Origin of the sequence: Microbacterium sp. ZW CA_36 (assembly GCF_044987475.1) — a bacterium.
Taxonomy (GTDB): Bacteria; Actinomycetota; Actinomycetes; order Actinomycetales; family Microbacteriaceae; genus Microbacterium.
In genome coordinates, this window is sequence record NZ_JBJDRL010000005.1 from 105,028 (window position 1) to 118,234 (window position 13,207).

General features: G+C 71.9%; 13 protein-coding genes and 1 pseudogene. 1 reads left to right on the plus strand and 13 read right to left on the minus strand.

What is annotated here, in order from left to right:
• The first annotated feature begins 83 nt into the window (after positions 1–83).
• The gene (locus tag ACI3KX_RS04640) at positions 84–731 is read left to right on the plus strand and encodes a PadR family transcriptional regulator (RefSeq protein ID WP_363355672.1); all 648 of its coding nucleotides are present in this window, start codon (positions 84–86) and stop codon (positions 729–731) included.
• A gap of 3 nt (positions 732–734) precedes the next feature.
• On the opposite strand, the gene ACI3KX_RS04645 is transcribed toward ACI3KX_RS04640, so the two are convergent.
• The 13 genes and pseudogenes from ACI3KX_RS04645 to ACI3KX_RS04705 form a co-directional block, all read right to left on the minus strand.
• Positions 735–1,745 carry a sensor histidine kinase gene (locus tag ACI3KX_RS04645; RefSeq protein ID WP_404908136.1) on the minus strand — a complete coding sequence of 337 codons (1,011 nt, stop codon included), beginning with the start codon at positions 1,743–1,745 and terminating at the stop codon, positions 735–737.
• Positions 1,742–2,446, minus strand: a complete 705-nt coding sequence (locus ACI3KX_RS04650; protein WP_404908138.1) for a response regulator transcription factor — start codon at positions 2,444–2,446, stop codon at positions 1,742–1,744. Before ACI3KX_RS04650 ends, ACI3KX_RS04645 begins: the two co-directional genes overlap by 4 nt.
• A gap of 101 nt (positions 2,447–2,547) precedes the next feature.
• Positions 2,548–3,513, minus strand: a complete 966-nt coding sequence (locus ACI3KX_RS04655) for an NAD(P)/FAD-dependent oxidoreductase (RefSeq protein WP_404908141.1) — start codon at positions 3,511–3,513, stop codon at positions 2,548–2,550.
• Entirely contained in the window at positions 3,506–3,835 is a 330-nt protein-coding gene (gene fdxA / locus ACI3KX_RS04660) for a ferredoxin (RefSeq protein ID WP_045299416.1), read from the minus strand. The genes ACI3KX_RS04655 and fdxA overlap by 8 nt, the downstream gene beginning before the upstream one ends.
• Positions 3,832–5,226 carry an FAD-dependent oxidoreductase gene (locus ACI3KX_RS04665; protein WP_404908143.1) on the minus strand — a complete coding sequence of 465 codons (1,395 nt, stop codon included), beginning with the start codon at positions 5,224–5,226 and terminating at the stop codon, positions 3,832–3,834. Before ACI3KX_RS04665 ends, fdxA begins: the two co-directional genes overlap by 4 nt.
• Positions 5,227–5,273: 47 nt before the next feature.
• Positions 5,274–6,053, minus strand: coding sequence for a uroporphyrinogen-III C-methyltransferase (gene cobA, locus ACI3KX_RS04670; protein WP_404908163.1), 780 nt, complete (start codon positions 6,051–6,053; stop codon positions 5,274–5,276).
• A 140-nt stretch (positions 6,054–6,193) separates the two neighbouring features.
• A complete protein-coding gene (locus ACI3KX_RS04675; protein ID WP_404908145.1) occupies positions 6,194–7,198 on the minus strand; it encodes an ABC transporter permease in 1,005 nt (334 codons plus the stop codon).
• Positions 7,188–7,913 (minus strand): ABC transporter ATP-binding protein, encoded by a 726-nt coding sequence (locus tag ACI3KX_RS04680; RefSeq protein WP_404908166.1) that lies wholly within the window; start codon positions 7,911–7,913, stop codon positions 7,188–7,190. Before ACI3KX_RS04680 ends, ACI3KX_RS04675 begins: the two co-directional genes overlap by 11 nt.
• Before the next feature lie 199 nt (positions 7,914–8,112).
• Entirely contained in the window at positions 8,113–9,183 is a 1,071-nt protein-coding gene (locus ACI3KX_RS04685; protein ID WP_404908147.1) for an ABC transporter substrate-binding protein, read from the minus strand.
• Positions 9,184–9,237: 54 nt separating this feature from the next.
• Complete coding sequence (locus ACI3KX_RS04690; protein WP_404908150.1) at positions 9,238–10,629, minus strand: sulfate adenylyltransferase subunit 1; 1,392 nt, start codon at positions 10,627–10,629, stop codon at positions 9,238–9,240.
• The gene (gene cysD, locus ACI3KX_RS04695) at positions 10,630–11,559 is read right to left on the minus strand and encodes a sulfate adenylyltransferase subunit CysD (RefSeq protein ID WP_404908153.1); all 930 of its coding nucleotides are present in this window, start codon (positions 11,557–11,559) and stop codon (positions 10,630–10,632) included.
• A gap of 65 nt (positions 11,560–11,624) precedes the next feature.
• Positions 11,625–12,368 carry a phosphoadenylyl-sulfate reductase gene (locus ACI3KX_RS04700; protein WP_363355652.1) on the minus strand — a complete coding sequence of 248 codons (744 nt, stop codon included), beginning with the start codon at positions 12,366–12,368 and terminating at the stop codon, positions 11,625–11,627.
• Positions 12,369–12,495: 127 nt separating this feature from the next.
• Positions 12,496–13,207 (minus strand): annotated as a pseudogene (locus ACI3KX_RS04705) (nitrite/sulfite reductase); the annotation flags it as partial.

Genomic DNA, 13,207 nt, shown 5'->3' on the forward strand with positions numbered 1-13,207 from the left:
CGCAGTATAGGCTCGATCGCGCGCCGGCGGGATTTCTTTTACGCTCTGCGACGGAAGCCGATGCGAAGAGGAAGGAGCCCACCGTGGCCGATCGCGAACTCTCGACCACGGGCTACCTCATCCTGGGCCTCCTGGCCGACCACGACTGGTCGGCCTATCAGCTCGCCGAGCAGCTCGGTCGTGGCGTCGCCGAGCTGTGGCCGTCGGCGGACCGGGGTCGCTACGCCCTGCTCAACCGCCTCAGCGACGAGGGTTTCGTGCACACCCGACAGGAGCACACCGGCAAGCGGGCGCGCACCATCTACTCGATCACGACGGCCGGTCGGGAGGCGCTCGCCGCATGGCTGAGCACGCCGGTGCGCCCGCCGACCCTGGAGTTCGAGGGCATGGTGCGGGTGCTGCTCGCCGACCAGGGGTCGGTCGAGGACCTCCGCCGCACGCTCGCGCAGACGAAGGAGCGGGCTCTTGCCAACCGAGAGATGTTCGCCCGCTACGCCGCGTACATCAGCGCCACGGGCGGCACGTTCCCCGAGCGGCGCCACCTCTTCGCGCTCGCGAACACCTTCATGATCGGCCACTACGAGCACATCGTCGCGTGGGCGGACTGGGCCGAGGATCAGATCGCGTCGTGGCCCGACACGGTGACCCCGGCGACCACGCACGGCGACCAGGTGCGCGAGATGCTCGCCCCCGGACGCGACGCCCTGCAGGGCGACGCCCCGGAGGCCTGAGACTCACACCGCGGAGCGCAGCGGCAGCTCCAGCTCGAAGACGCATCCTGCCGCCGCATTGCGGACGGTGGCGGAGCCGCGATGCGCGTCGGCGACGCCGCGGACGATCGCGAGGCCGAGCCCGGCGCCGGCATCCGTCGGCCGTGCCGCGCTGCCACGCCACCCTGTCTCGAAGACGTGCGGCAGGTCGTCCGCGGCGATGCCGCCGCACGCGTCCGCGACCGCGATGCGGAATGCGCCGTCGTGCAGTTCGACGGTGGTCTCCACCATCGAGCCGGACGGCGAATGACGGATGCCGTTGGCCACCAGATTCGCCACGGCCCGCCGCAGCTCCGGCGCGGCGACCCGCGCGCGCACGCCGGTCTCGGCGCGCCCCGCCAGCGTGACACCGCCGGCGTCGGCGAGCGGACGCAGCGACGCCACGGTGTCGGACACGAGATCGCCGACATCGACGTCGGTGCGTTCGAGGGCGACCGACGGCGCCTGCAGCCGGGAGAGCGTGAGGAGGTCGTCCACCATGTCGCTCATGCGCTCTGCGTTGCGCTGGATCGTGGTGGCGGCCGCGGCGGTGTCGGGCAGCACGCCGTCATGAATGCCTTCGGCGGTCGCACGGATGCCGGCGAGCGGCGTGCGCAGGTCGTGCGAGATCCACGCGACGAGGTCGCGTCGCTGTCCCTCGACCCGGCGCTCCGTCTCGGCGGCCGCGGCGGCGCGCTCGGCGGCGCGTGCGGCGGACTGGATGCGGGCGGCGATGACGATGCCGGCGGCGAGGGCGGCCGGCACGCTGGCGAGCAGCACGAGCAGCAGGCCGGTCATGTCGCCGGCGGTGAGGAGCATCGAGGCGGCGCCGACGACGACGCCCACCGCGATCGACAGCACGACCACGAGCGGGGCGACGATGGCGGCGGCCGCCACGCGCACGCGGGCGAGCGCCAGCACCAGCGCCGCGCCGACGATGCCGGTCGCGGCCGCGGCGCCGGCGGAGAACAGCAGGGCGTCCGTCGAGACGCTCATGGCGCGGCATCCCAGCGATACCCGACGCCGAACACCGTCACGAGCCGCCGCGGCGCCGCGGGGTCGTGTTCGATCTTGTCGCGCAACCTGCTCACGTGCACGGTCACGGTTGACGGGTCGCCGAAGTCCCAGCCCCACACGTCCCGCATCAGGTCGTCCCGGCGCAGAGCGTCGCCGGGGTGGGCGACGAGCCACGAGAGCAGGTCGAACTCGCGCACGGTGAGCGAGAGCTCGCTGCCGGCCAGGTGCACGCGACGGGCGCGCCGGTCGATGACGAGGTCGCCGTCGACCGCGACGTCGGGCAGTTCCGTGGGGGCCGACAGGTCGGCGGCGGGCGAGACGCTGCGCCGCAGCACCGACTGCACGCGCAGCACCAGCTCCCGCGGGCTGAACGGCTTGGTCACGTAGTCGTCGGCCCCGACCTCGAGCCCGCGGATGCGGTCGTCTTCTTCGCCCCGGGCGGTCAGCATGACGATCGGGAGCTCGGGCGACCTCTGCCGCAACCGGCGGCAGACCTCGAGGCCGTCGATGCCGGGCAGCATCAGGTCGAGCACGACGATGTCGGGACGATCCGCGACGACCGCCTGGAGCGCGTCGATCCCGTCCGCGGCCCGCCGCACGACGAGACCGGCGCGGCGGAGGTACGCGGCGACGACGTCGCCGACGTCCTCATCATCGTCGACGACCAGCACCGTGCTCACGTGGTCAGGATAGGTCTCCGGCGGAGCGCCTGCACCGGTCCAGGCGCCTTCCCGCCGGTGCGAAAGGACTTCGTAAGGACTCGGCGAGGATGCCGTGCGTCTCAGTGGGCGGTGCGGACCCCGACGAGGTCGTGCACGAGCACCGCGGCGGCGCGGGCTCCCTGGCCGGCGGCGACGATGAGCTGCTGCGGACCCGGTGAGGCGGCATCCCCCGCGGCGTACAGCCCCGCGACAGACGTGCGCCCGGAGCGATCGGTGACCAGATTGCCGAACTCGTCGCGGTCGAGCTCGATGCCGCCGACGAAATCGAGCGCCGGGTGCCACTGGGGTCGCACGAAGCCGCCGTCGATCTCGACGCGGGTGCCGTCGACGAGCCGCACGGCCGACACCGCACCGCGGTCGCCTTCGAGGTCGTCGATCGACCGTCTCTCGACGACGATCCCGGATGCCGCGAGCTCCGCCTCTTCGACCGTGTCGACGGCATCCGACCCGTTGGTGAAGACGGTGAGCCGGTCGGTCCAGCGGGCGATCAGCCGGGCGCGCGCGGCCAGGTCGGGCGTCTCGCCGATCAGCGCGAGCGGACGGTCCTGCAGCTCCCACGCGTCGCAGGCGGCGCAGCTGAAGATCGTCATGCCGTAGAACGCGCGCAGGCTCGGGATGTCGGGCAGGGTCTCGCGGAGCCCGGTGGCCACGAGCACGGATCGCGCCGCGACGGCGGGCGGGATGCCGGAGCCCCGGCCGTGCAGCGCGGCGATGAAGCGCAGCCCGACGCCGCCCTCGTTCTCGAGCAGCGCCGTGACGACGGTGCGATCGAGCACGCGCACGTTCGGGTACGCGGCGAGCTCGGCGCGGGCGAGCTTGCGCAGCTCGAGCGGCGGCACGCCGTCGCGCGTGAGGAAGCCGTGCGAGCGCAGCGTGGCGGCGTTGCGCGGCCGCCCGGCGTCGACCAGCACGACCGAGGCGCGGGCACGCCCGAGGTTGAGGGCGGCCGAGAGCCCCGCGGGGCCGCCACCGATGATGACGACGTCGACCTCGGTCGACTCCGCCGCGGGAAGGGGGTCAGTCATGGCCGTCTCCTTGGGGAGGAAGCGCCGCGATGACCGGGTGGTCCTTCGCGATGACGCCGGTCTTGGCCGCACCGCCGGGCGACCCGATGTCGTCGAAGAACTCGACGTTCGCGGTGTAGTAGTCCTGCCATTCCTCGGGCAGGTCGTCCTCGTAGTAGATCGCCTCGACCGGGCAGACCGGCTCGCAGGCGCCGCAGTCGACGCACTCGTCGGGGTGGATGTACAGCGACCGCTCACCCTCGTAGATGCAGTCAACCGGGCACTCGTCGATGCAGGCGCGGTCCTTCACATCGACGCATGGCAGGGCGATCACGTACGTCACTGGACGAGCACTCCCCGTGAGATGCCGACCTGCTCGTCGCGCGGCACGACCTTGACGCGCTCGCGGGTGTGCACGTGGTTCGCGCCGAGGTCGCGCTCGTGCGCGTCGAGGGCGAGCCAGCCGTCCCACGTCGTGTACGCGACCTCGCGCTCGCCGAGCACGTCGAGCACGTCGCCGCCGACGGTCGGGGCCGACAGGCGCCCGGCCTCGACGTCGGACACGAGGTGCGCGATGGTCTCCATCGCGTCGGACTTCGTGTGGCCGATGAGCCCGACCGGCCCGCGCTTGATCCATCCGGTGGCGTAGAGGCCCGGGATCACCGGAGCCTCGGCGTCGCCGGTGGTCGCGGCGTCCTTCACCCGTCCCTCGACGTTCGAGACGACGCCGGCCCTCTCGTCGAAGGGCGCGTCGATGACCGGCGTGCCGTAGTAGCCGACAGCGCGGTACACCTGCTGCACGGCGATCTCGCGGAACTCGCCGATGCCCCGCACACGCCCGTCACCGGTCGGCTCGGTGCGCTCGAAGCGCAGGCCCTCCACGCGGCTCTCGCCGAGCACCGCCACGGGCGCGTGGTAGAAGTGCAGGTGCAGGCGCCTGCTCGCGCCCGTCGACTCGCGCGTGCGCCAGCTGTTCAGGACCCGCAGCATGACCTTGAGCTGGTTGTTGGCCGCGTTCGCGGGGTCGGCGTCGACGAAGTCCTCGTCGTGCACGACGATGTCGACGTTCGGCACCTCGCCGAGCTCACGCAGCTCGATGGGCGTGAACTTGATGTCGGCGGGCCCACGCCGACCGAAGACGTGGACGTCGGTGACCGCGGATGCCTCGAGACCGGCCAGCACGTTGTCGGCGATCTCGGTGGAACGCAGATCCACAGCGTGCTTCGCGAGCACGCGCGCGACGTCGAGCGCGACGTTGCCGTTGCCGATGACGGCGACCTCGCGCTGGTCGAGCGTCCACTCGGTCGGCACGTCGGGGTGGCCGTCGAACCAGGCCACGAAGTCGGCGGCGCCGTACGAGCCCGGCAGGTCGATGCCGGGGATGTCGAGGGCGGCGTCGCGGATCGCGCCGGTCGCGATGATCACGGCGTCGTAGCGTTCCTGCAGCTCGGCGAGCGAGATGTCGCGGCCGACCTCGACGTTGCCGATGAACCGCGTGGTGCCGGCGTCGAGCATCTCGTGCAGCGAGTTGACGATGCCCTTGATACGGGGGTGGTCAGGGGCGACGCCGTACCGGATGAGCCCGTACGGGGCCGGCAGCGACTCGAACAGATCGATCGACACGGACCCGCCGGCCTCGACGACCGAGTTGGTGAGGATGTTGCCGGCGTAGATCCCGGCGGGGCCGGCGCCGACGATCGCGACGCGGAGATTGCGGAGGCTCGAAGAAGTCACAGTGGGGGTTCTTTCGGGTCAGGCGGACGGAGCGCGCGTGCGGCCGGTCAGGCGCGCGGGCTGCGCTCGGGAGTGAGCGGGTCGTACGAAGACAGATCGAGGGTCGCCAGCGCTGCGGGTGCGTAGGGACTGAGCCGCACCACGTCGCCGACGACCACGACGGCGGGGGAGCGGATGCCGCGGGCCGCCGCCTGGTGGGCGATGGTCGAGAGCGTCCCCACCGTCACCCGCTGGCGCGGCCCGAAGCCGTCCTCGACGGCCGCGACGGGGCAGTCGCCGCCGCGCTCGCCGCGGGCCAGCGTGATCGCGGAGTTCGCCAGCGTGGCGATCCCCATGAGCAGGACGACGGTGTGGTCCCGCCCGCCGCCGAGCGACTCGATCTGGTCGTGGGCGGTCGCGACGGTGAAGGCGGTCGCGACGCCGCGGTGCGTGAGCGGGATGCCGGCGATCGCGGGCACCGAGATGGCGCTCGTGATGCCGGGGACGACCTCGACGGCCACACCCGCGTCCTGGCAGGCGGCGAGCTCCTCGCCACCACGGCCGAACACGTACGGGTCGCCGCCCTTGAGGCGGACCACTGTCTTGCCGTCCTGGGCGAGCTGGACGAGCAGGGCGTTGATGGCGTCCTGCGGCACGGCGTGGTGACCCGGCTGCTTGCCGACGTCGACGACGTCGCCCGGCAGGACCACGCCGTCGGCGGCGAGGCCGTCGAGCACGGCGCGCGCGCCCAGCCGGTCGGCCACGATGACGTCGGCGGCCTCGAGGGCGCGCAGCCCCTTGATGGTGAGCAGCCCGGCGTCGCCGGGCCCCGCGCCCACGAGCCACACCTTGCCGACGGTCGTCGATTCCGGTCGTTGAGCGAGCTTGCGAGACGAAACGTCCTCAGCCGCATCGCGAACCGTGGGCGTTTCGTCTCGCTCGTTCCTCGCTCGCTCAACGACCGGCAGGGTTCCGGGCTCATCCGCGGTCATCGGGCGCCTCCCGTGACGAGCAGGCCGCGGCGCTTCAGCATCCGTCGCTCGAGAGGTCCGAAGAAGGCGAGCTCGATGAGGATGCCGATCGCGAGGATGACGATGATGGTGCCCAGCACGCCGGCCAGGTCGGCGAGCTCGCGGCTCTGGTCGAGCATCGAGCCCAGCCCGAAGCCGATGGTGCCGCCGGTCGCGATGATCTCCGCCGCCATGAGCGAGCGCCACGAGAACGCCCAGCCCTGCTTGAGCCCGGCGAGGTATCCCGGGAGCGCGGCGGGAAGGATGACGGCGGTCGCGAGCTGCCACCGCGAGGCGCCCAGCACGGTGCCGACCCTCCGCAGCTGCGGCGGCACCTGGTCGATGCCCGCGATCAGGCCGTTGACGATCGAGGGGATCGCACCCATGAGGATGACGAAGTAGACGGTCGCGTCCGACAGGCCGAACCAGATGATGGCGGCCGGCACCCATGCGACCGAGGGCAGCACCTGCAGGCCCGAGATGATGGGGCCCACAGCGCGGCGGATCGGCCGCACCTCGGCGAGCAGCAGGCCGATGGGCGTGCCGACGACGATCGCGATGAGGAAGCCTACGATGCCGCGCTCGAGGCTCGTCGCGACGGCCACCTGCAGGCGGCCCGAGTCCCACGCCAGGCCCAGCGCATTCCACACGTCCACCGGCCCGGGCACGATGTCCGGCCGCGGCTGGGCGATCACGACGTAGAGCTGCCACGCGACGATGAGGATGATGACGAAGAGGATCGGCGGCACGACGCTGGTCGCGAACCGGCGCCAGGGGCCGGGCCCCAGGTCGGCATCCGTCTGGAGGTTGTCGAGACCGGCGGCAAGGCTGCGCAGGTCGTTCGCTTCGGTCGTTGAGCGAGCTTGCGAGTCGAAACGCGTCGGCGAAGCGTCGTGCGTCGGCTCGTGGCGTTTCGTCTCGCTCGCGGTCCCTGAGCCTGTCGAAGGGCGCTCCCTCAACGACCGGACTGTGTCACGCGGCATTGCGGCGGATCTCCTTCCGCAGCTGGTCGGTGATCTCCACCGACAGGGCGGCGACCTCGGGCGACTCGATGCGGCGGCCCGTGGTCTTCGCGATGGTCCACTCCTGCACGATGCGGCCGGGGCGGCTTCCCATGAGCACGACGCGCTGGCCGAGCCGCGCGGCCTCGCGCACGTTGTGCGTGACGAACACGATGGTGCGGCCGGTGGCCCGCCAGACACGCTCGAGCTCTTCGTGCAGCAGGTCGCGAGTGATCGCGTCGAGCGCGGCGAAGGGCTCGTCCATGAGCAGCACGGGGCGGTCCTGGGCCAGAGCCCGGGCCAGAGCCACGCGCTGGCGCATTCCGCCCGACAGCTCGTGCGGGCGCTTCTCGGCCGCGTCCGCCAGGTTCACGGCATCCAGCAGCGTCAGCGCCTTCTCGCGCCGCTCGCCGCGGGGGACGCCGCGCAGGCGCAGCGCCAGCTCGACGTTGCGGCGCGCGGTGAGCCACGGCATGAGCGCCGACTCCTGGAACATCACGGCCGCACCCTCGGCGGGCGTGTCGATGCGGCCGGCGGTGGGCTTGTCGAGGTCCGCGATGAGGTTGAGGAGCGTCGACTTGCCGCAACCGGAGGCGCCCAGGAGGCACACGAACTCGCCCGGCGCGATGTCGAGCGACACGTCCTCGAGCACGACGGGTCCGGCGCCGAAGCGCTTGGAGACGCCGTCGATCCGCACCGCGGGTGCGGGCGCGGGTGCCGCTGCGGGCACGGGGGTGACGCTGTCGAAGCTGGGGCCGAGAGGACTGCGGGGCGTCGCGCGGGCCTGCGCGCCAGCTTGCTCTTGGGCAGGCGCGCCCGCTTGCTCTTGGGCAGGCGCGCCCGCCTCCGGGGTCGCCTGCGCGGCCCCGGAGGCGGATGCGGGAGCGGTGCTCATGTCAGTCCTCGCCGAGCCCTGATGCCGAGACGGTGCCTTCACCCTCGGCCTCGAGCTGCTTGTTCAGGAGACGCAGATCGAAGAGCCCCTCGATCGAGCCCTCCTTCTGCGTGCCCGCTTCGATGCCGTTCTCGACGAGCGTCTCGAACGTGTCGGCGTGGGGGTCGACCGAGAACGTCACGTGCTCGAGCGCCCGCACGATCACGGCGTCGTCGAGCGGCTTGCCGGTCTCCTTCTCGATGGCGCCGTTGATGACGGCCGGCGCCTCGTCGGGGTTGTCGGCGATCCACTGCACGGCGGCCTCGTGGCCCTTCAGCAGGGCGGCGACGACGTCGGGGTGCTCGTCGAGGAACTCCTTGCGCACCAGGAGCACGGTGGTCGGGAACTCGCCGTCCTCCCACAGGTCGGCCTCATCCTGCAACACGTGCGCGCCGGCATCGAGGACCAGGCGCGACACCCACGGCTCCGGCAGCCAGGCGCCGTCGAGCTCCCCCTGCTGGAAGAGCGTGAGGGTCTGCGCGTTCTCGGTGGGCGTGACCTGCACGTCGCCGCCGCCCGAGGTGTCGGTCTCGAAGCCCTCGTCGGCCAGCCACTTGCGCAGCGCGACGTCCTGCGTGTTGCCCAGCTGCGGCGACGCGAGCGTCGTGCCGGCGAGGTCGTCCGGCGAATCGATGCCCTCGCGCACAACGAGCGCCGCGCCGCCGGTGGCGGCTCCCGCGACGATGCGCGCTGACGCGCCGCCCGACTGGATGAACGTGTTGATCGACGGGTTCGGGCCGATGTACGTGGCATCGATCGCGCCGGCCGAGAGGGCCTCGATGGCGGCAGGCCCCGCGTTGAACACCTGGGTCGTGACGTCGACGTCGCCGAGCGCGTCCTCGAACAGGCCCTCTTCGAGTCCTACGAGCGCGGGAGCGTGGGTGACGTTGGCGAAGTAGCCGAGGCGCACCTCGTCCACCGGCGCGGAGGTCTCGCCGCTGCCGGGGTCCGCCGCAGCGGAGGCGCACCCGGCCATCATGGCCGCCACGAGTCCCAGGGTTGTGATTGCGGTCGCGGTGCGGATTGTGTTCACGGTGTCGCCTCCTTCGGTTCGGATGTTGCTCGGTGGGCTGGTGTGCGCGACCGGTCAGTCGCGCACGATGCCGGCGGCGAGCGTGGCGCCGTCGGACGGATGGATCACGAGGAACGAGCCCCCGTGGCGGCTGGTGCGGTACGGCTCGAGCGGCAGGTCTGCCGCCACCCGCAGCCGCACGCGGCCGATGTCGTTGGTCTCGAGCGTCTGCGCGGGCTCGTGCGTGAGCGCATCGAGGTCGTAGCGCGACTCGATCTGCGCGACGATGGCCTGCACCGTTGCGGTGCCGTGCTTGATGAGGACACGGATGCCGGGGGTCAGCGCCCGCGCATCGAGCTGGAACAGCTCGGCGTCGAACTCGCGTCGGGGCGCCGGCAGCGAGCCGGCCGCGACCACGAGTGCACCGCGTGCGGTGTCGATATCGTCCTCGAACTCGAGCGAGACCGACTGCGGGGCGGTCGCCTCTTGGACCTCGGTGCCGGCGGAGCGGATGCCAGTGACCGTGGTCTCCCGCCCGGAGGGAAACACCTCCACCCGGTCGCCCACGCGCACGACGCCGCTCGAGATACGGCCCGCGACCGCGCGGTAGTCGCGCAGGCGCTCCGCCTCGGCCTCGTCGATGCCGGGTGCCAGGCCGCCCTGCGGGCGCAGCACGAGCTGCACCGGAAGCCGCAGCGGCTCGAGCTCCTGCTCCAGCTCATCGGTCGCGGGAAGCGTCTCGAGCAGCTCGAGCAGCGCCGGGCCGTCGTACCAGGGCGTGCGGTCCGAGCGGTCGACGATGTTGTCGCCCTCGAGCGCCGACACGGGCAGCACGTGCAGATCCTCGATGCCGAGCTCGGTCGCGACGGCGCGGGCCTCGGCGGCGACGCCGGCGAAGGCATCGGCCGAGAAGCCGATCAGGTCGATCTTGTTGACCGCGACGATCACGTGGGGAACGCGCAGCAGCGCCACGACGGCGAGATGCCGCTTGGTCTGCTCGAGCACGCCCTTTCGGCCGTCGACGAGCACGATGACGGCGTCGGCGGTCGTCGCGCCGGTGACCATGTTGCGCGTGTACTGCACGTGGCCCGGGCAGTCCGCGAGCACGAACGATCGCGTGCCCGTCGAGAAGTAGCGGTAGGCGACGTCGATCGTGATGCCCTGCTCGCGCTCGGCGCGCAGGCCGTCGGTGAGGAGGGCGAAGTCGAAGTCGCCGTGCGCGAAGCCGCGGTCGGCGGACGTGCGGGCGACCTGCTCGAGCTGGTCGGCGAGGATCGCCTTCGAGTCGTGCAGCAGCCGGCCGACCAGCGTCGACTTGCCGTCGTCGACCGATCCCGCGGTCGCGAACCGGAACAGCGTCGGCTCGCGCGTTTCGTCTCGTCGCTGCGCTCCTCGCTCAACGACCGGGGGGATTTCGGTCGTTGAGCGAGCGAAGCGAGACGAAACGCTCTGAGTATCGAGAGACATTTAGAAGTACCCGTCCTTCTTGCGGTCCTCCATGGCCGCCTCGCTGAGGCGGTCGTCGGCGCGGGTCGCGCCGCGCTCGGTGAGGGTGGAGACGGCGACCTCGGCGACGATCGCGGCGAGGTCCGCGGCATCCGAATCCACCGCTCCGGTGCAGCTCATGTCGCCGACGGTGCGGTAGCGCACGGTGCGGCGCTCGACGTGCTCGTTGTCGCGGGGCGGCGAGAACGGGCCGACGGGGCGCCACATGCCGTCGCGGGCGTAGACGTCGCGCTCGTGTGCGAAGTACAGCGGCGGCAGCGCGATGCCCTCGCGCTCGATGTAGCGCCAGACGTCGAGCTCGGTCCAGTTCGAGATCGGGAACGCCCGCACGTGCTGGCCGGGCGTGTGGCGTCCGTTGTAGAGGCTCCAGAGCTCCGGGCGCTGGTTGCGCGGATCCCACTGCCCGAACTCGTCGCGCAGCGAGATGATCCGCTCCTTGGCGCGGGCCTTGTCCTCGTCGCGGCGGGCGCCGCCGAACACGGCGTCGTGGCGGCCCGCGGCGATGGCGTCGAGCAGCGGCACCGTCTGCAGCGGGTTGCGGGTGCCGTCGGCGCGCTCCTGCAGGCGGCCGTCGTCGATGTAGTCCTGCACGCGGGCGACTTCCAGACGGATGCCGAGCCGCGCGACGGTCTCGTCGCGGAAGGCCAGCACCTCGGGGAAGTTGTGCCCGGTGTCGACGTGCAGCACGGGGAACGGCACGCGGCCGGGCGCGAAGGCCTTGGTCGCCAGGTGCAGCACGACGACCGAGTCCTTGCCGCCGGAGAACAGCAGCACAGGCCGCTCGAACTCGGCGACGACCTCGCGGATGACGTGGATCGCCTCGGCCTCGAGCAGGTCGAGGGTGCTGAGGCCGTCGGCGCGTTTCGTCTCGCTCGTTCCTCGCTCGCTCAACGACCGGTCGCTTTCGGTCGTTGAGCGAGCGAAGCGAGACGAAACGCCCTGAGCTGTATCGAGAGTCATTCGTGGAGTCCGCATTCGGTCTTCGAGAGCCCGGCCCAGCGGCCGGACCGGGGGTCTTCGCCGGCGGCGACCGGCTTCGTGCACGGTTCGCAGCCGATGGAGGGGTAGCCGAACCCGACGAGCAGGTTCACCGGCGCCTTGTGCGCGGTGGCGTAGGCGAGCACGTCGTCGAAGCTCCACGCTGCGACCGGGTTGACCTTGACGAGCCCGTTGCGCTCGTCCCACGTCACGAGGGGCGTGTTCGTGCGCGTGGGCGCCTCGTCGCGGCGGACGCCGGTGAACCACACCTCGTAGCCGCCCAGCGCGTCCTGCAGCGGGGCCACCTTGCGCCGGGCGCAGCACAGGCCCGGGTCGCGGGCGAAGAGCTGGGCGCCGAACTCGGCGTCCTGCTCGGCGACGGTCTGGTCGGGGGTGATGTCGATGATCCGCACGTCGAGCGCACGCTGCACCTCGTCGCGTGTCGCGTAGGTCTCGGTGAAGTGGTAGCCGGTGTCGAGGAAGAGCACGTCGACGCCCGGCAGCTGCTCGGCGACGAGGTGGGGGAGCGCGGCGTCGGCCATGGAGCAGGCGACGGCTGCGGCATCCGTTCCGAAGTTGCGCGCGACCCACGCGACGACCTCGGCGGCGGATGCCTCGTGGTCGGTGAGGCTGCCGAGCTCGAGGTTGCCCTGCTCGGCGAGCGCCTGCAGCTCTTCGCGCGTGCGCTTGACGGCGACGCGGGGGGCGAGTGAGACGGTCATACCTGAGCCTCCTCGTTGGTCCGGGGCGCTTCGTCTCGGTCGCTGGCGCTCCCTCGCTCAACGACCGAAGGGCCGCGGTCGTTGAGCGAGTGAGGAACGAGCGAGACGAAACGCGTTGCGGAGACGGTCACTGCAGCGCCTCCTCTTCGGCGCGGTGCGCCCACTGGGCGAACGTCTCGTCGGCCTCGCGGTCGGCGAGGAAGCGGGTCACGACGCGCTCGACGTAGTCGGCGATGCCGTCCGCGGCCACCTTGAGCCCGCGCACGGTGCGGCCGAGGCCCGGCTCGTCGCGGTCCTGCGAGGCGAGTCCGCCGCCGAGGTGCACCTGGTAGCCGGGCACCTGCTCGCCGTCGATGGTGACGAGCTGGCCCTTGAGTCCGATGTCGGCGGTCTGGATGCGTGCGCACGAGTTGGGGCATCCGTTGACGTGCAGGGCGATCGGATGCGGCAGCTCGAAGCCCTTGAGACGCTCTTCGAGGTCGAGCACGGCAGCGGTCGCGTTGACCTTCGTCTCGACGATCGCGAGCTTGCAGAACTCGATGCCGGTGCAGGCGATCGTGCCGCGGCGGATCAGGCTCGGTCGCGCCTGCAGCCCGAGCGCGTCGAGCTCGGCGACGAGCGGCTCGACGTTCTCGGCGGGGACGTCGAGGATGACGAGCTTCTGGTGCGGCGTCGTGCGCAGGCGGCTCGAGCCGTGCGCCTCGATGACGTCGGCGAGCTTCGCGAGCGTCGGGCCCGAGACGCGGCCGACGATGGGCGTGACGCCGACGTAGAAGCGTCCGTCCTTCTGCTCGTGCACGCCGACGTGGTCGCCGGGGGTCGCCGGGGCGGGGGCGGCG

Coding starts and splice junctions, on each gene's coding strand:
- ACI3KX_RS04645 (WP_404908136.1), bottom strand. CDS start 1,745: ATGAGCGTCTCGACGGACGCCCTGCTGTTCTCCGCCGGCGCCGCGGCC.
- ACI3KX_RS04655 (WP_404908141.1), bottom strand. CDS start 3,513: ATGACTGACCCCCTTCCCGCGGCGGAGTCGACCGAGGTCGACGTCGTC.
- ACI3KX_RS04675 (WP_404908145.1), bottom strand. CDS start 7,198: ATGCCGCGTGACACAGTCCGGTCGTTGAGGGAGCGCCCTTCGACAGGC.
- ACI3KX_RS04690 (WP_404908150.1), bottom strand. CDS start 10,629: ATGTCTCTCGATACTCAGAGCGTTTCGTCTCGCTTCGCTCGCTCAACG.
- ACI3KX_RS04700 (WP_363355652.1), bottom strand. CDS start 12,368: ATGACCGTCTCACTCGCCCCCCGCGTCGCCGTCAAGCGCACGCGCGAA.